This is a genomic window from Nocardioides pacificus (assembly GCF_054775955.1).
Genome location: NZ_BAAHCI010000011.1, coordinates 1 through 15,413, shown reverse-complemented (window position 1 = coordinate 15,413; position 15,413 = coordinate 1). Strand labels below are relative to the sequence as shown.

The 15,413-nt window shown below is 71.6% G+C and carries 19 protein-coding genes and 1 tRNA gene; 4 read left to right on the top strand and 16 right to left on the bottom strand.

The features are described 5' to 3' along the window. Positions 1-10 precede the first annotated feature (10 nt). From ACYU7L_RS13705 to ACYU7L_RS13690, 4 genes are read right to left on the bottom strand one after another with little or no spacing between them, the layout of a single operon-like run. Complete coding sequence (locus tag ACYU7L_RS13705; protein ID WP_460797541.1) at positions 11-775, bottom strand: energy-coupling factor ABC transporter ATP-binding protein; 765 nt, start codon at positions 773-775, stop codon at positions 11-13. Beyond that, entirely contained in the window at positions 772-1,467 is a 696-nt protein-coding gene (cbiQ, locus tag ACYU7L_RS13700) for a cobalt ECF transporter T component CbiQ (RefSeq protein WP_460797539.1), read from the bottom strand. Before cbiQ ends, ACYU7L_RS13705 begins: the two co-directional genes overlap by 4 nt. 1 nt (position 1,468) lies before the next feature. Next, positions 1,469-1,810 (bottom strand): PDGLE domain-containing protein, encoded by a 342-nt coding sequence (locus tag ACYU7L_RS13695; RefSeq protein WP_460797534.1) that lies wholly within the window; start codon positions 1,808-1,810, stop codon positions 1,469-1,471. Further along, positions 1,807-2,496 carry an energy-coupling factor ABC transporter permease gene (locus ACYU7L_RS13690; protein ID WP_460797531.1) on the bottom strand — a complete coding sequence of 230 codons (690 nt, stop codon included), beginning with the start codon at positions 2,494-2,496 and terminating at the stop codon, positions 1,807-1,809. Before ACYU7L_RS13690 ends, ACYU7L_RS13695 begins: the two co-directional genes overlap by 4 nt. A gap of 118 nt (positions 2,497-2,614) precedes the next feature. Between ACYU7L_RS13690 and bcp the strand changes: the two genes are divergently transcribed. Both bcp and ACYU7L_RS13680 read left to right on the top strand, forming a co-directional pair. Continuing rightward, positions 2,615-3,097, top strand: a complete 483-nt coding sequence (bcp, locus tag ACYU7L_RS13685) for a thioredoxin-dependent thiol peroxidase (protein WP_460797529.1) — start codon at positions 2,615-2,617, stop codon at positions 3,095-3,097. Positions 3,098-3,124: 27 nt separating this feature from the next. Then, positions 3,125-3,197: transfer RNA gene (locus ACYU7L_RS13680), tRNA-Leu, on the top strand. Between the two features lie 95 nt (positions 3,198-3,292). On the opposite strand, the gene ACYU7L_RS13675 is transcribed toward ACYU7L_RS13680, so the two are convergent. From ACYU7L_RS13675 to ACYU7L_RS13645, 7 genes are all read right to left on the bottom strand, one after another. Then, entirely contained in the window at positions 3,293-3,874 is a 582-nt protein-coding gene (locus ACYU7L_RS13675) for a lysophospholipid acyltransferase family protein (protein ID WP_460797527.1), read from the bottom strand. Between the two features lie 5 nt (positions 3,875-3,879). Next, entirely contained in the window at positions 3,880-4,518 is a 639-nt protein-coding gene (locus tag ACYU7L_RS13670) for a non-canonical purine NTP pyrophosphatase (protein ID WP_460797525.1), read from the bottom strand. After that, positions 4,515-5,303 (bottom strand): ribonuclease PH, encoded by a 789-nt coding sequence (rph, locus tag ACYU7L_RS13665; RefSeq protein ID WP_460797523.1) that lies wholly within the window; start codon positions 5,301-5,303, stop codon positions 4,515-4,517. The genes ACYU7L_RS13670 and rph overlap by 4 nt, the downstream gene beginning before the upstream one ends. Then, entirely contained in the window at positions 5,300-6,148 is an 849-nt protein-coding gene (locus tag ACYU7L_RS13660) for an SGNH/GDSL hydrolase family protein (RefSeq protein ID WP_460797521.1), read from the bottom strand. The genes rph and ACYU7L_RS13660 overlap by 4 nt, the downstream gene beginning before the upstream one ends. 83 nt (positions 6,149-6,231) lie before the next feature. Next, the gene (locus tag ACYU7L_RS13655; RefSeq protein ID WP_460797519.1) at positions 6,232-6,573 is read right to left on the bottom strand and encodes a cupin domain-containing protein; all 342 of its coding nucleotides are present in this window, start codon (positions 6,571-6,573) and stop codon (positions 6,232-6,234) included. 105 nt (positions 6,574-6,678) lie between these two features. Beyond that, positions 6,679-7,509: an ABC transporter permease gene (locus tag ACYU7L_RS13650; RefSeq protein WP_460797517.1), complete on the bottom strand. Its 831-nt coding sequence runs from the start codon at positions 7,507-7,509 to the stop codon at positions 6,679-6,681. Next, a complete protein-coding gene (locus tag ACYU7L_RS13645) occupies positions 7,506-8,435 on the bottom strand; it encodes an ABC transporter ATP-binding protein (RefSeq protein ID WP_460797515.1) in 930 nt (309 codons plus the stop codon). The genes ACYU7L_RS13650 and ACYU7L_RS13645 overlap by 4 nt, the downstream gene beginning before the upstream one ends. A gap of 132 nt (positions 8,436-8,567) precedes the next feature. On the opposite strand from ACYU7L_RS13645, the gene ACYU7L_RS13640 reads away from it, so the two are divergent. Both ACYU7L_RS13640 and ACYU7L_RS13635 read left to right on the top strand, forming a co-directional pair. Further along, positions 8,568-9,758 (top strand): sensor histidine kinase, encoded by a 1,191-nt coding sequence (locus ACYU7L_RS13640; RefSeq protein WP_460797513.1) that lies wholly within the window; start codon positions 8,568-8,570, stop codon positions 9,756-9,758. Further along, positions 9,755-10,429: a response regulator gene (locus ACYU7L_RS13635; protein WP_460797511.1), complete on the top strand. Its 675-nt coding sequence runs from the start codon at positions 9,755-9,757 to the stop codon at positions 10,427-10,429. The genes ACYU7L_RS13640 and ACYU7L_RS13635 overlap by 4 nt, the downstream gene beginning before the upstream one ends. A 15-nt stretch (positions 10,430-10,444) precedes the next feature. Here the strand turns inward: ACYU7L_RS13635 and ACYU7L_RS13630 are convergent, their stop codons facing one another. The 5 genes from ACYU7L_RS13630 to ACYU7L_RS13610 form a co-directional block, all read right to left on the bottom strand. Next, a complete protein-coding gene (locus ACYU7L_RS13630) occupies positions 10,445-11,200 on the bottom strand; it encodes an MBL fold metallo-hydrolase (protein WP_460797509.1) in 756 nt (251 codons plus the stop codon). A gap of 166 nt (positions 11,201-11,366) precedes the next feature. Further along, positions 11,367-11,807 (bottom strand): chemotaxis protein CheX, encoded by a 441-nt coding sequence (locus tag ACYU7L_RS13625; RefSeq protein WP_460797507.1) that lies wholly within the window; start codon positions 11,805-11,807, stop codon positions 11,367-11,369. Positions 11,808-11,823: 16 nt separating this feature from the next. Beyond that, positions 11,824-12,651, bottom strand: a complete 828-nt coding sequence (locus tag ACYU7L_RS13620; protein WP_460797505.1) for a CheR family methyltransferase — start codon at positions 12,649-12,651, stop codon at positions 11,824-11,826. Further along, positions 12,648-13,745: a protein-glutamate methylesterase/protein-glutamine glutaminase gene (locus ACYU7L_RS13615; protein WP_460797502.1), complete on the bottom strand. Its 1,098-nt coding sequence runs from the start codon at positions 13,743-13,745 to the stop codon at positions 12,648-12,650. Before ACYU7L_RS13615 ends, ACYU7L_RS13620 begins: the two co-directional genes overlap by 4 nt. Before the next feature lie 148 nt (positions 13,746-13,893). Beyond that, positions 13,894-15,237: a methyl-accepting chemotaxis protein gene (locus tag ACYU7L_RS13610; RefSeq protein ID WP_460797501.1), complete on the bottom strand. Its 1,344-nt coding sequence runs from the start codon at positions 15,235-15,237 to the stop codon at positions 13,894-13,896. Between the last annotated feature and the right edge of the window lie 176 nt (positions 15,238-15,413).

Here is a 15,413-nt window from a genome sequence, read left to right as displayed (position 1 = left end):
CCGAAGGCTATCAACCCGCCGCCATCCCCGGCCGTCCCGTGCTGCGCGGGTCGAACCCGAAGGGCAGCTCGAGGCGGTTGGCCCGCATCAGGGCGTCGTCGGTGAGCACGTCGTACGTCGCTCCGTCGGCGACCACGATCCCGTCGTGCAGGATCACCGAGCGCGGGCACAGCTCGAGCGCATAAGGCAGGTCGTGGGTCACCATCAGCACCGTCACGTCGAGTGAGCGGAGCACGTCGGCGAGCTCGCGGCGTGAGGCCGGGTCGAGGTTGGACGACGGCTCGTCGAGCACCAGGATCTCGGGCTCCATCACCAGCACGGTCGCCACCGCCACGCGCCGGCGCTGCCCGAAGGACAGGTGGTGCGGCGGGCGGTCGGCGAAGTCGGCCATGCCCACCCGGTCCAGGGCCGCCATCACCCGGCGGTCCAGCTCGGCGCCCTTGACCCCGGCGTTGGCGGGTCCGAACGCGACGTCCTGGCGCACGGTCGCCATGAAGAGCTGGTCGTCGGGGTCTTGGAAGACGATCCCGACGCGGCGGCGGATCTCGGCCAGGTTGCGCTTCTCGACCGGCATCCCGCTCACCGCGACCGAGCCGGCCCCGGCGGTGAGGATGCCGTTGAGGTGGAGCACCAGGGTGGTCTTGCCGGCACCGTTGGGACCGAGCAGGGCAACCCGCTCGCCGGCGTGGACGTGCAGGTCGACGCCGTACAGCGCCTGGTGGCCGTCGGGGTAGGCATAGGCCAGACCGCGTACGTCGAGCACTGGGACGCTCATCGGCGGGTCCCGGCGTCAGCCCCGAAGTCGGGCAGCGTCCCGGTGTAGCCGCGCGAGACCATCGCCAGGTGCACCCGCTCGCCGCGCTCGTAGGAGCGGATGAACAGCGCGCCCAGCGACCGCGCCAGCACCGGCCAGTGGCGCGGTGAGCGCGGGTCGCAGCCTCGGGATCTCATGGAGGTCAGCATCCTCCCCATCTCCGCGGTCACGACGTCGAGGTAGCGGATCATGAAGCCCATGATCTGCACGATCAGGTCCGGCATCCGCAGCCGCTGCAGCCCGCGCAGCAGGTCGACGGACTCCGTGGTGGCCGCGAGCGTGAGCGAGGCCATCACACCGAGCGTCGCCTTGGCGAGGAAGCCGAACGCCGCGACCAGGCCCGGCTCCGACACCGAGACCCCGAGGACCTCGACGCGCGGTCCGGTGGCGATGAACGGCATCAGCACCGCGAAGACCACGAACGGGACCTCGACCACCATCCGCTTGGCGATGTAGCCGAACGGCACCCCGGAGGCCGCGATCACCGTGAGTACGACGAGCAGGTAGCCGCCGAAGACGCCGTACCAGTCATGCGGCGTCGCCACGACGACCAGCATGAAGCTCACCAGTGCGACCAGCTTGACGTGCGCCGGAGCGCGGTGGAGGCGACTGTGGCCGTGGTAGTGGAGCCGGTGACCGTGACCGGCGCCCACCTCAGCCGTCCCGGTCCGGGCTGCGCCGGCGCAGCGCGAAGGCGAGGCCGCCGGTGAGCACCAGCACGACGGCAGCACCGACGATGCCGGCGACCGCCCCGCTGAGGCGCTCGTCCTCGACGCCCTTGGTCTGGTAGTCCGAGAGTGGGCTGTCGGAGGTCGCGGAGTCCTCGGCCTGCTCGATGAACCCGGTCTTCTCCGCGACGGACTCGAGCCCGTCGGGGTTGCTGCTGGCGTAGAAGCTCAGCACGGCGGCGATGACCAGCGACACCGCGAGGCCGGTCCACCACAGGGCGCGGGTGGAGACCCGCTTCGTGGGGGGCGTATTCGTCTGGGTGCTCATGCGGGCTCCACCGTCCGGATCTCGAGGCTCTGCTTGCTCAGCGCGCCACGCGCGCCGTAGACGAGGTCGGGTCGCACGGAGACCACGCTGCCCACGACCAGACCGGTGATGACCGCCTCGCCGATGCCGATCAGGCTGTGCCAGCCGAGCATCGCCGTGGCGAGCGTGCCGAGGTCGACGGGCGTGGTCCCGCCGACGGCGAACAGGCCGGTGAAGACCAGGGCCGCGGCAGGCACGCTCACGAACGCCGCGAGCGCCGCGGCCGGGGGCACGGAGGCGATCCGGCGCGGAAGAACCGCGATCAGGAGCCGGAAGACCAGCCAGCCGACGGCCACCGAGACCAGGGCCAGCAGGGTGACGTTGCTGCCGAGCGCGGTGATCCCGCCGTCGGCCATCAGCAGCGCCTGGACGAGCAGCACGACGGTGATGCACAGGATCGCGGCCCAGGGGCCGACGAGCACGGCGGCGAGCGCTCCCCCCATCAGGTGGCCGCTGGTGCCGGCCCCGACCGGGAAGTTGATCATCTGTCCGGCGAAGACGAACGTCGCGACGAGGCCGGCCATCGGCGCGGTCCGGTCGTCGAGCTCGTTGCGCGCCTGGCGCAGCGCGACAGCGACGCCGGCCACGGCGATCGCGCCGGCCGCCACCGACGTGGGTGCGTCGAGGAATCCATCGGGGACGTGCATGCAGGCAGCTCCTGGCCGGTCAGTAGGTTGGTACCTGGCCCGCCCGAGCGGTCCATGTCAGACCCAGAATACCCATCTGCACATTACGTGCAATCAGCAGTCCGACAGGAGAAACCCGTTGTCCGAGTCCGCGCGCCTCTCCCCCGGCGATCCCGCCCCCGACTTCACCCTTCCCGACGACGCCGGCAACCAGGTGTCACTGGCGGACCTGCGCGGGCGCAAGGTGATCGTGTACTTCTATCCGGCCGCGATGACGCCGGGCTGCACCAAGCAGGCGTGCGACTTCACCGACAACATCGCCTCGCTGCAGGCGGCCGGCTACGAGGTCCTCGGCATCTCCCCGGACAAGCCGGAGAAGCTGGCGAAGTTCCGCGAGCGCGACGCGCTGACCTTCCCCCTCCTCTCGGATCCCGACAAGACCGTGCTGACGGCGTACGGCGCGTTCGGCGAGAAGAAGCTCTACGGCAAGGTCGTGCAGGGCGTGATCCGCTCGACGTTCGTCGTCGACGCCGAGGGCAAGATCGAGGTCGCGCAGTACAACGTCAAGGCGACCGGCCACGTCGCGAAGCTCCGAAGGGACCTGGGTCTCGCCGACGCCTAGGACGCTGCGGCCTAGACTTCGCAGCGCGCGCCCGTAGCCCAATGGCAGAGGCAACGGCTTTAGGTGCCGTCAAGTGAGAGTTCGAATCTCTCCGGGCGCACTGACCACACGAAAACCGCACTTGCCACGTGATCCTTCGCGTGGGAAGTGCGGTTTTCCCACGTTCACGTGGGAGGACCGCAGCCCCGGCCACCCTCAGCCGGCGTCCTCCTCGCGCAGCCGCGGCTCCGTGCGGCCCTCGGGGCGGATGCCCTGCTTGTCGGCGTAGAACTCCCGCACCAGGTCCATGTCGGCGCGGATGTCGCCGGTGGGGGTGAACGTCGGGCCCATGCCGAGGGTGCGGGTGGGGCCGTCGACGAAGCCCAGGGTGATCGGCAGCCCGGTCTGCTGGGAGATCCGGTAGAAGCCGGACTTCCAGTACTCCCCCTTGCTGCGGGTGCCCTCGGCGGCGAGGCAGAGCAGGAACGCGTCGTGGCCCTTGGCCGACTCGAGAAGCTCGCGCACGGTGGCGCCGGGGTTGTCCCGGTCGAGCGGCACGCCGCCGGTGGCGCGCATCAGCCAGCCCACCGGGCCCTTGAAGAACGACTTCTTGATCAAGAGCTGGGGCTGGACGCCGCTGCTCCAGGCGATCAGCAGCGTCAGCACCCAGTCCCAGTTGGACGTGTGCGGCGCGCCGACGAGGATGCCCTTGTGGGGCACCGTCCCGACGAGCCGCCAGCGGGCGAGGCGCAGCGCGGTGCGGGCGAAGGTGCGACGCAGCAGGAAGGGTCGGCTCATGGCGCTCAGTCTCCCAGCGCCGCGGCGACGGCGGGGGCGATCTCGCGCAGCGCCCGGCCGCGGTGCGAGATCGCGTCCTTGTCCGCCGGCGAGAGCTGGGCGGAGGTGAGCCCCGCCCCCGGGTCGCCGGCGTCGGCGTGCTCGTCGGCGACGAAGAGCACGTCGTAGCCGAACCCGCCCTCCCCGCGCATCTCCCGGATCACCCGGCCCGACATCCGGCCCTCCACCACCTGCTCGTCCCCACCGGGAAGGCAGAGCGCGACGGCGCACGCGAAGTGCGCACCCCGGCGCTCATCGGGCACGTCGCGCAGCTGAGCGAGCAGCAGCCGGTTGTTGGAGAGGTCCTTGTCGGCGGCGTCGGCGTCACCGCTCCACCGGGCCGACAGCACGCCCGGCATGCCGTTGAGCGCGTCGACGCACAGCCCGCTGTCGTCGGCGAGCGACGGCATGCCGGTGGCGGCCACGCCGGCCCGTGCCTTGAGCAGCGCGTTGCCCGCGAACGTCGCCTGGTCCTCGACGGGCTCGTCGTACCCCTCGACGTCGTCGATGCCGAGCACCTCGATGCAGGGGGCGTGCTCGCTCAGCAGCCGCTGCATCTCGACGATCTTCTTGCGGTTGCGCGAGGCCAGGAAGACGCGGCTCACGCGCCGAGCTCCCCACCCAGATCACGGGCCAGCGCCTCGTGCTGCATGACGGTGAGGTCGGCGCAGCCCTTCTCGGCCAGCGCCAGCAGCGCGTCGAGCTCGGCGCGGTCGAAGGCAGCACCCTCGGCGGTGCCCTGCACCTCGACGAACTTGCCCTCGCCGGTCATCACGACGTTCATGTCGGTCTCGGCGCGGACGTCCTCGACGTAGGGCAGGTCGAGGCGCGGCACGCCGTCGATGATGCCGACGCTGACCGCGGCGACGGAGCCGGTGAGCGGCTCGCCCTTGAGCGCACCGTTGGCCCGCAGGTGACTGACCGCGTCGGCCAGCGCGACGTAGGCGCCGGTGATCGCCGCCGTGCGGGTGCCGCCGTCGGCCTGCAGCACGTCGCAGTCGAGCACGATCGTGTTCTCGCCGAGCGCCTTGTAGTCGATGACGGCGCGCAGCGAGCGGCCGATCAGCCGCGAGATCTCGTGGGTGCGCCCGCCGATCTTGCCGCGCACCGACTCGCGGTCGGAGCGGGTGTTGGTCGAGGCGGGGAGCATGGCGTACTCCGCCGTCACCCAGCCCAGCCCGGAGCCCTTGCGCCAGCGCGGGACGCCCTCGGAGGCCGAGGCGGCGCACAGCACCCGGGTCTTGCCGAACTCCACCAGCACCGAGCCGGCGGCGTGGTCGAGCCAGTTGCGGGTGATCGTGATCGGGCGCAGCTCGTCGTCGGCGCGGCCGTCCACACGGGGTGCAGCGGAGGGGGCCGAAGCAGAGGGGGTCGGTGCGGTGGAGTTCATGCCCGTGACCCTATCCGGGCCGCCTCCGGCTCTCGCGGCTCCGTGCGGCCCGCCCGCTGGCGACCGCCGGCCCACGCCGCCCGCACCGCCCAGGGAGCCAGGTCCCGGGTCCGCCGGCCCAGCCAGGGGGCACCCTCGGTCACCAGCCACGCCACGTCGTCGCGCCGGCTCGGGAGGTGGCCGCCGTCGGGCTCGAGCGTCGGCGGCTCGAAGCTCAGCCCCGCCCCGTGCAGCAGCTCGGCGTAGCGCCGGGCCAGCACCCGGTGTCCCCGCTCCGAGGGGTGCAGCCGGTCGATCGACCAGAACCGACGATCGTGCACCTCCGGCAGGGCGGCGAGGTCGAGCCGGAGCCCGCCGTACGTCGTGTGGATCTCGTCGTAGACCGCGTTGACGCGCTCGATGCGCGCCCACAGCGGCCGGCGCAGCACCCCCGGCAGACCGAACACGGCGCCGTGGTCGTGGAAGCGTGCCGTCACCAGCTCGGCGCCACTCGCGTCCAGCTGCTGCGCGCAGGTGAGCAGGTCGTCGCGCAGCCGGTGCGGGTCCCAGCTCGAGCGCATGGTGTCGTTGATGCCGACGATGAGGGACGCCAGGTCCGGGCGGTGCGCCACCGCCTGCTCGAGCTGGTCGTCCCGCACTGCGGCGGCGGTCGCGCCGGTCACCGCGAGGTTCGCGTGCGAGACGTCGTACGACGTGGCGAGGGCGCCGGCGAGCAGCCGCGCCCATCCCCTCCACCCGGGCTCGTGTCCTCGGGGATGCGGGTCCCCGATGCCGTACGTCGTGCTGTCGCCCAGCGCCGCGAAGCGGAGGTAGCCCCGACCCGGCCCCACCCGTGAGGTGCTCATGGGACCAGCGTGGCCTCGCCACGTCGTACGCCCGAGGAGCCGGGGGTGTCGCGTCCCGCAACGTCGGGTGAACTCGCCGGTCTCTAGTGCAGCGCCACCGTCAGCATGATCGCTGAGTCCTCGTCGGCGTGGACCGAGTGACGCTGCTGCGGGATCGGGATCAGCTGGCCGGCTGCCAGCGTCCAGGAGTCGTCGCCGGCCACCAGGCGCACCTGCCCGGTGAGCACCTGGAGCACCGCGGCGGGCGGCGCCTCGTGCTCGGCCATCTCGTGGTCGGCGGCCAGGGCGATGACCACGGCACGCATCGTCGAGCCGGACATCACCGTGCGCGCGGTGCGACCGGCCGCGTGCCCGGGCAGCATCGCGATCAGCTCCTGGGCCAGGTCGCTCAGCATGAGCGGGTCGTGGATGTCGGGCTGGGTCATGCGGGTTCCCTTCGTAGCCGGACCACGAGTGTCGCGCAGTCGGGCGTCGAACGACACCCGTGGCGCAACACTCGCGGCCCTGGATCCGCGTTCCGCAGGAGGGCCCTACTTGGGCTCGGAGCGGAGCACGCGGCGAGCGCCGAGCACCAGCGGCGCCACGATCCAGATCGTCGACGCCACGAGCAGTCGGGCGATGTCGAGGCCACCCACCCCCTCGTCGGGATCGAGGAACGGGGCGCTGGCGTACTGGAGGTCGATCCACGGGATCAGGTCCTGTGCCCAGCCGAAGACCGCGTAGAGGAAGGAGTAGACCATCAGCGGCAGGAACAGGGCCACGACGTAGAAGACCGCGATCGCGCCCGGGGTGTTGAGGAAGACCATGGCCAGGCCGAATGCCATCAGGAAGTAGAGCAGCTGGCTGACGATCAGCAGGATCAGCGTCCGCGCCTCGAGGTCCCACTCGGCACCGTCCCCGGTCATCGACGCCGCCACCACGTTGGTGATCGCACCCAGGACGATGGCGAGCGCGATCGTCGCCAGCGCCAGCAGCACCACCGCGGCCAGCTTGGCCAGCAGCACCCGGATCCGATGCGGCTCCAGGGTGAAGGTGACCAGGCCGGTGCGCTGGCTCCACTCGCTGGTCACCGCCAGGATCGGGAAGACCGGGAGCAGCAGCGACAGTGGGATGGTCAGGATCTGCGACAGGCCGTTGGCGGTGACCGAGACGTCGTCGTTGAGGCCGACCACGAGCAGCGTCAGGCCGATCGTGATGACCAGCAGGATGCCGGTCGAGAGCAGCAGCCAGAAGCCGCCGCGGGTGTCGAACATCTTGCGCCACTCGACGCCGACCAGGCGGCCGAACGGCACCCGCGGCGTGCCCGAGACGTCGAGGGTGCCCGGACCTGCTGGGCGCGGGACGGACTGGGTGGTGCTCATGCGTGGACTCCTTGCTGGGTCGCGGCGGCGGGGTGGCCCTCGCGCTGGGTGTCGGCGGTGAGCTCGAGGAACAGGTCCTCCAGGCCGGCGCTGCCGCTGCGCAGGTCGGTGAGTACGACGCGCGCCTCGAGGGCCGCGCGCCCGACCGTCTCCGTGCTCGCCTCGACCCGCAGGCCGGTGCCCATCGGCGTGACCGCGATGCCGGCGGCCGTCAGGGCGCCGGCGAGCGCCTGGTTGTCGAGCGCGGTGACCAGCGTGGACTCCGTGCCGGTGTTCGCCAGCAGCGAGTCCCGGTCGCCCTGGGCGACGATCCGGCCCCGGCCGATGAGGATCATCTCGTCGGCGATCTGCTCGACCTCGTTGAGCAGGTGGCTCGACAGCATCACGGTGCCGCCGCGCTCGGCGTAGCCGCGCAGCAGCCCGCGCATCCAGCGGATGCCGGCCGGGTCCAGACCGTTGGCCGGCTCGTCGAGGATCAGCACCGACGGGTCGCCGAGCAGGGCGTGCGCGATGCCGAGCCGCTGACGCATGCCGAGGGAGTAGTTGCGCACGCGCCGCTTGGCCTCCGTGGGCGAGAGGCTGACCAGCTCGAGCATCTCGTCGACGCGCGAGGAGGGCAGCCCCATCGTCTTCGCGCCGAGTGCCAGCACCTCTCGTCCGGTGCGGCCGGCGTGCTGGGCCGAGGCGTCGAGCAGCACCCCGACGTGCCGGCCGGGGTTGGGGATGTCCTGGTAGCGCAGGCCCCCGATGGTGGCGCTCCCGTGGCTGGGCGGGGTGAGTCCGACGAGGATGCGCATCGTCGTGGTCTTGCCGGCCCCGTTGGGCCCGAGGAACCCGGTGACCTTCCCCGGCTGGCACACGAAGCTGACATCGTCGACGGCGTTGAAGTCGCCGTAGCGTCTGGTGAGTCCTTCGACCTTGATCATGGACACCACCCTGCCGTGCCCGGCCGGTCGCCGCCATCCGACACGAGGCGACGAGTGGCCAGACCTAAGTAGGGGGTGCCCCGCGACCCGGGCCGCTCCCCCGCCCCTCCTCCGGGCCCCTAGCCTGTGCGGGTGGAGCAACACCTGCCCGAGGAGTACCAGCCGCCGTTGCGGACCTGGCAGCACGTCTGGCGCCTCCTGCTCTGCGCGGCGATCAGCGCCCTGGTGTGGGTGCCGGTGATGGAGCGGCAGCTCGCGTGGCATCCGGCCCTGCTCTGGCTCGACGTGGTCCTGGGGCTCGCGTCGTTCGTCCTGGTCCTGGGCCGGCGTCGCTGGCCGTTCTCGGTCGCGATGCTCACCGCCGTCCTCAGCGCGGTCTCGGGCCTGGCCGCCGGCCCGGCGACCCTCGCCGCGGTGTCGCTCGCGACCCGCCGCCAGGGCGGCCAGATCGCGGCCGTGGGGGTCGTCAGCCTCCTCGCGGCGGAGATCTGGACCCTCACCCAGGACCACGACGGCATCTCCCCCCTCTGGCTCGGCCTGGTGCTCAACGTCACCGTGGTCGGCGCCGCCCTCGGCTGGGGCATGTACATCGGGTCGCGCCGCGAGCTCCTGTGGACCCTGCAGCGCCGTGCCGAGCGGGCCGAGGCCGAGCAGGAGCTGCGCGTCGGTCAGGCGCGCGGCACGGAGCGGGCGCGGATCGCCCGCGAGATGCACGACGTGCTGGCCCACCGGATCTCCCAGGTCTCGATGCATGCGGGCGCACTGGCCTTCCGCGAGGACCTCGGCGCAGATCAGATGCGCGAGGGCGCCGCCCAGATCCAGCAGACCGCCAACCGGGCGCTCGACGACCTGCGCAGCGTGCTGGGGGTGCTGCGCGGCCACGAGTCGGCTGCCGAGCTGGACCGTCCCCAGCCGACGTACGCCGCCGTGGCCGCGCTGGTCGAGGAGGCCCGTGCCGGGGGCATCCGCATCGACCTCGAGGACGACCTCACCGGCTCCCCCGACGACGTGCCCGAGACAGCAGGGCGCACGGTCTATCGCATCGTCCAGGAGGGGATCACCAACGCCGCCAAGCACGCTCCGGGCACCCTCGTGCACATCCGGCTCGCCGGCTCCCCCGACCAGGGGCTGCGCGTGGAGCTGCGCAACCCGCTGGGCTTCGCGAGCACCGCGCCACGCGGCGCAGCCCCGGGAGCGACCCCCGGATCGGGTCTCGGCCTGATCGGGCTCGAGGAGCGAGCCGAGCTCCGCGGTGGCCGGCTCGAGCATCGCCGCGAGGGCGACACCTTCCTGCTGCGGGGGTGGATACCGTGGGCGTCGTGACCCGCGTGCTGATCGTCGACGACGACCCTCTGGTCCGTTCGGCGCTGACGCTGATGCTCGGCGGACGCGACGACCTCGACCTCGTCGGTGAGGCCGGCGACGGCCGTGCTGCCCTCGCCGCAGCGGACAGGCTGAGCCCCGACGTCGTGCTGATGGACGTGCGGATGCCCGTGCTCAACGGGATCGAGGCCACCCGCGCCCTGTGCGCGGGGCCCACCCCGCCCAAGGTGATCGTGCTGACCACGTTCGACGCCGACGAGTACGTCGTCGAGGCGGTCGCCGCCGGGGCAGACGGGTTCCTGCTCAAGGACACCCCGCCCGCCCAGATCGTCGCCGCGATCACCCGGGTCGCCCAGGGCGAGCCGATCCTGTCGGCATCGGCGACCAGGACCCTGATCACCCGGGTGCGCAGCGAGCCGGGTCCGGACGAGGCGGACGCGGTCGCGACCGGAGCCGCGCAACGAGCCTCGAGCCGCGTGGCCGTCCTGACCGATCGCGAGCGGGAGGTCGCGATCGCCGTGGGGCGCGGGCTGAGCAACGCCGAGATCGCGAAGGAGCTCTATCTGTCGATCCCCACGGTCAAGGCGCACGTGTCGCGGATCTTCGACAAGCTCCAGGTGACCAACCGGGTCCAGGTCGCGATGTGCGTGCACGTCGCCGGCCTGGTCTGAGGATGGGTCCGGCGCTCAGACCTCGAGCACTGCCCCGGCGACGGCCAGCGAGAGCGGTCCGTCCCAGGTCTGCCGGGCGTCGCTGAGCACGTCCCGTGCGTCGTACCACGGTGGGATATGGGTCAGCACCAGCCGGCCGACCTGGTTGCGGGTGGCCACGTCGCCGCACTCGGCGCCGGTGAGGTGCAGGTCCTCGGGGTTGTCGACCCCGGTCCGGAACGACGCCTCGGCCAGCAGCACGTCGGCGTCCTTGGCGGCCTGGTCGAGGGCGCCGCACGGCCCCGTGTCGCCGGTGTAGGTGATCGTGCGTCCGTCGGCCGTGACGCGCAGGGCGTACGCCGGCACCGGATGCACCACGCGGACGGGGTCGATGTGGAACGGCCCGAAGGTGAACGCGCCGTCATAGGCGCGGAAGTCGAACTCCTCGGTCATCCCCGGGTCCTCGGGGAGGTCGTAGGCCCGTGCCATCCGGGCCGCCGTGCCGTCCGGGCCCCACACCGGGATCCGCGGCTGCGGACCGGTGGGGTGGTACTTGCGCATGACGTAGTAGCCACACAGGTCCAGGCAGTGGTCGGAGTGCAGGTGGCTCAGCACCACACCGTCGACGGTGAGCGGGTCGATGTAGCGGTGCAGCGCCCCCAGGGCCCCGTTGCCGAGGTCGAGCAGCAGCCGCCAGGTCCGGCCCTCGTGCTGCGCCTCGAGCAGGTAGCAGCTCGCCGGGGAGTCCGGTCCCGGATAGGAGCCCGAGCAGCCGACGACCGTGAGCCTCATCCGACCTCCCCCTGTAGGTGTGCTGCGTAGGTGTGCCGAGCGCGTGCGCTGGCAACGACTGCCCAATGTAGGGCCACCGCGCCTCAGGGGGTAAGCAAAGCGAGCCACCTCACGCGAGATCGCCGTCACGTGAGGTGGCTCGTCGTCCGCCGAGCGCCAGCCCGGGTCAGCTGGTGGGCTCGATGACCGAGACGTGGAAGGGCTCGGCCCCGCAGAGGCGGTGCATCTCCTGGAGCAGGGTCCCGCCCGGCACCACCTGACGGGTGGAGCCGAAGGTCACCAGCGGGAGCGACAGCTGGCTGGGCTCGGGCATCAGCGACTTCACGCTGCCCCCGATCATGTTGGCGATCTCGCCCAGCGCGTCGCTGATGTCCTCGGGGCCCAGGTCGTCGACCGTGCTCTCGAACATGCTGGCGGCGGCGTAGCCGGCGAACGCCTCCGAGCAGGAGACGAGCACCGAGCCGGTCCAGGCACCACTGACCTGGACCGAGGCGCCGACCGGGAGCAGGTCGTTGCTGTGGGGGGCGAGAGGCTCGCCCAGGACACCGACGAAGGTCTCCATGACATCGTTCACCACCTGCACGAGCAGGTCTTGACTCAGGGACATTGTTTTCGGCTCCTGTTCAGCTGGCGCGCAGCCGGTAGGCCGGTGCGCGTCCGATCTGGACGCGCTCGAAGTTCGCGTCGAGGTTCAAGGTGGTCTCGGCTCCGCCGAGGAAGAGGTACGAGTCCGGGGCCATCAGGCCCCGGATCCGCGCCAGGATGCGTTGCTTGGTCGGAATGTCGAAGTAGATGAGCACGTTGCGCAGGAAGATGATGTCCATCTGCGGCAGCGTCGGCCAGGCAGCGTCGAGGTTGAGCAGCCGCGTCTCGATCATCCGACGCAGTGGCTCCGCAACCTGCCACTGCGAGCCGACCCGGGTGAAGTGCTTCACCATCTGCTGGGCGGGCAGTCCGCGGTTGACCTCGAGCTGGCTGTACATCCCGGCCTTGGTGCGCTCGAGCATCTCCTGGGAGATGTCGGTCGCGATCAGACGGGCGCGCCAGCCTGGCTCCTTGGCGAAGGCCTCCCCCAGCAGCATCGCGATGGAGTAGGGCTCCTGACCGCTGGACGCGGCCCCGCACCAGATGTTGAGCGAGCGCTGCGCCTTGCGCTTGGCCATCAGCTCCGGCAGCACCGTGTCGGCGAGCGCCGTGAACGGGTGCACGTCGCGGAAGAACGAAGTCTCGTTGGTGGTCATCGCCTCGATGACCTTGGTGCGCAGCGGACTGCCCGGCGAGCGGCGCAGCTCCTGCACCAGCGCCGAGATCGTCTGGCTTCCCACGCTCCGGGCGACCGGAAGCAGCCGCGACTCGACGAGGTACTCCTTGCCGCGCTCCAGGACGATCGCCGAGTCCTTGCGGACCACCGAACTGATGAAGTCGAAGTCGGCGGCGGACATGGTGGTCATCGGGCGACCCTTTCCGGACGGGCGGCCAGCACCCGCCGAGTGAGCGTGGAGGCCACTGCCTGCAGCGCGACGACCTCGGACACCGCACCCGCCGCCACAGCGGCCCCGGGCATGCCCCAGACGACGGAGGTGGCCTCGTCCTGGGCGACGACCTGTCCGCCGACCTCTCGGATCGCGCGGGCGCCCTTGGCTCCGTCGGACCCCATGCCGGTGAGGACGGCGGCGAGCACGTTCGCGCCGTACACCTGGACCGCGGAGCGGAAGAGGACGTCGACGGCGGGGCGGCAGAAGTTCTCGGGGGTTCCCTGGTCCAGGGTCACCGATGTCACCTGACCACGACGGCGCAGACGCATGTGCCAGTCGCCGGGCGCGATGAGGATCCGACCGGGCTCGACGAGGTCGCCCTCGCGGGCCTCCGAGACGCTCAGCGCGCACTTGGTGTCGAGGCGCTGCGCGAGCAACCGGGTGAAGGTCTTGGGCATGTGCTGGACCACCAGCACGGGGACCGGCAGTGACGCCGGGAGCGACGGGAGCACTGCGGCCAGCGCGTCCGGACCACCGGTGGAGACACCGATGACGAGCACGTCGACGGGGCCGTCCGGGACCGGGGGCGCCCCGGGCGGTGAGGTCGGGCGGATCGGGAAGGGCACCCGCGCCTTGGCCCCGGGCGCCGCGGCCCGCAGCTTGGCGCCGCACAGCGACATGATCCGGGGCACGAGCTGGTCGCGCACACTCGCCATCGAGGCGGTGACGCTCCCGACGTTGGCCGGCTTGGTGACGTAGTCGGTGGCGCCGAGCTCGAGCGCGTCGAGCGTCGCCTGTGCCCCGCGCTCGGTGAGCGTGCTGAACATGATCACCGGCGTGCCCGGGTAGTCCCGGCGCAGGTGACGCAGCGTCTCGAGCCCGTCCATCTCCGGCATCTCGATGTCGAGCGTGATCAGGTCGGGGTTGAGCTGGGGCATCTTCGCCAGCGCGATCTTGCCGTTGGCAGCGACGCCGACGACCTCGATGTCGTCGGCGGCGTTCAGGACGTCCGTGACCAGACGCCGCACGACGACGGAGTCGTCGACGACCAGAACCGAGATGTGTGCCATGCGTGTCGGGCCTGCCTGTCAGGGTTGGTCACTGGCGCCGGTCGTTCGGCGCTCGGATATGGGATCGGCCGAAGGCCGGTGGACCTGAGGACCACGGACCTACGAACCGACGTCGAACGTGTCGTTCAGGGACGGCGAGTCGAGGAACTCACCGCGCGACGGAGACGGTCTGGGAGACCTGCTGCGCTGCCGCGGCGACGTTGTCCCGGGCGGAGGCCGACACCCCCCGCTGGCGCTCCACGGCATCGAGCACGTCGTCCTGGGAGGCGGTCACTCCCTCGAGCTGCTGCTCGACCGATCCGACCGCCTGCGCGACCCTCTCGATGGCACCGTGCACCGCCTCGATGTTCTCGCCGATGGTCGACGTGGCGGTCGCAGTCTGGCCAGCGAGACTTCGGACCTCATCGGCGACGACGGCGAAGCCTCGCCCGGCATCTCCGGCGCGGCTGGCCTCGATCGTGGCGTTCAGCGCCAGCAGGTTCGTCTGTCCGGCGATCACGTCGATCAGCCGGGCCACCTTCTCGATGTCCTGGACGACCGTGCGCAGCTCACCGACGGCCACGCCGACGGCGACGGTCTCGTCGCGCGCGCCGCGCGACTGCGCGCCGACCGAGCGGGCGACCGCGGAGATCCCGTCGAGGCCCTGGTCGAGCTCGTCCATCTGGATCCGCGTCGTCGCGTCGAGCTCGGTGCCGGTATCGGCGACCCGCTGCAGCAGCACGCGCAGCTCCTCGGCAAGACCGCTCGAGCGCTGCAGCTCCGCGTCCGCGCGGCTCGCCGCCTCGAGCTCACGCTGCGCGGCCTGCTCCGCCGCCTCCCGCAGGGCGGCCTGGGTGGTCTCGGCCTGGGCGGACTGGAGGGCGTCGCTCGCGCGCTTGGCCGAGGCCGCGAAGATCCAGTACGCCATCAGCGCGGCGCACTCGGTGAGGATGAAGCCGGCGTGCAGCGCCACCCACGGGAGCGGGTTGTCCTGGGCGTCCGCTGCCGAGAAGAGCGCCGTCGGGTCGGTGAGGCCCATCACCAGGTGGTGCACAGCGACCAGCACCACGGACCAGGCGAAGGGTGCCCAGTCCTGGTAGAGGCTGATCAGGGCGATCACCACGAAGAAGTGGAAGTGCAGGTCGGTGAGACCGCCGCCCGCATGGACCAGCCCCGCTGCGGAGACGAGCAGACCGGTCGAGGCCGCCATCGAGGCCACCCGACCCTGTCGTACGACGCTCGCTGCGACGGCGCAGATGATCATGATCGCGAGCGAGACCCAGACGGTGGCCGCGTGGGCCCCGGGATCGCCGGCGTGCGTGTGGTCGTGCGCCGACTCGGACCCACCCCCGAGGGAGATGGCCTCGTTCATCAGCCCGACGACCACGACGAGAGGGATGTGCAGCCACAGCACGGCGGTGAGGACCCGATGCCGGGCAGTGAAGGCGGCCGCTGGGACCCTGCTCTCGACGATGTCGCGCAGCAGACCCGGAGAGGTGGTGGAACTGGTCATGGGGGGACACCGTTCGAAGGAGGGGGGGCTCTCGCCGCATCGGCGAGAGGGGGGTCAGTAGTGGAACTTGCTCACCAGGGTCTGCATCTCCGCCGCCATCCGCGACAGCTCCTGCGCCGCAGCAGCCGTGTCCGACGCACCACTGGTCGTGTCCGACGCAGCCCGCGCCACCGACG

Coding starts and splice junctions, on each gene's coding strand:
- ACYU7L_RS13705 (WP_460797541.1), bottom strand. CDS start 775: ATGAGCGTCCCAGTGCTCGACGTACGCGGTCTGGCCTATGCCTACCCC.
- ACYU7L_RS13695 (WP_460797534.1), bottom strand. CDS start 1,810: ATGAGCACCCAGACGAATACGCCCCCCACGAAGCGGGTCTCCACCCGC.
- ACYU7L_RS13690 (WP_460797531.1), bottom strand. CDS start 2,496: ATGCACGTCCCCGATGGATTCCTCGACGCACCCACGTCGGTGGCGGCC.
- ACYU7L_RS13675 (WP_460797527.1), bottom strand. CDS start 3,874: ATGAGCCGACCCTTCCTGCTGCGTCGCACCTTCGCCCGCACCGCGCTG.
- rph (WP_460797523.1), bottom strand. CDS start 5,303: ATGAACTCCACCGCACCGACCCCCTCTGCTTCGGCCCCCTCCGCTGCA.
- ACYU7L_RS13660 (WP_460797521.1), bottom strand. CDS start 6,148: ATGAGCACCTCACGGGTGGGGCCGGGTCGGGGCTACCTCCGCTTCGCG.
- ACYU7L_RS13655 (WP_460797519.1), bottom strand. CDS start 6,573: ATGACCCAGCCCGACATCCACGACCCGCTCATGCTGAGCGACCTGGCC.
- ACYU7L_RS13650 (WP_460797517.1), bottom strand. CDS start 7,509: ATGAGCACCACCCAGTCCGTCCCGCGCCCAGCAGGTCCGGGCACCCTC.
- ACYU7L_RS13645 (WP_460797515.1), bottom strand. CDS start 8,435: ATGATCAAGGTCGAAGGACTCACCAGACGCTACGGCGACTTCAACGCC.
- ACYU7L_RS13630 (WP_460797509.1), bottom strand. CDS start 11,200: ATGAGGCTCACGGTCGTCGGCTGCTCGGGCTCCTATCCGGGACCGGAC.
- ACYU7L_RS13625 (WP_460797507.1), bottom strand. CDS start 11,807: ATGTCCCTGAGTCAAGACCTGCTCGTGCAGGTGGTGAACGATGTCATG.
- ACYU7L_RS13620 (WP_460797505.1), bottom strand. CDS start 12,651: ATGACCACCATGTCCGCCGCCGACTTCGACTTCATCAGTTCGGTGGTC.
- ACYU7L_RS13615 (WP_460797502.1), bottom strand. CDS start 13,745: ATGGCACACATCTCGGTTCTGGTCGTCGACGACTCCGTCGTCGTGCGG.
- ACYU7L_RS13610 (WP_460797501.1), bottom strand. CDS start 15,237: ATGACCAGTTCCACCACCTCTCCGGGTCTGCTGCGCGACATCGTCGAG.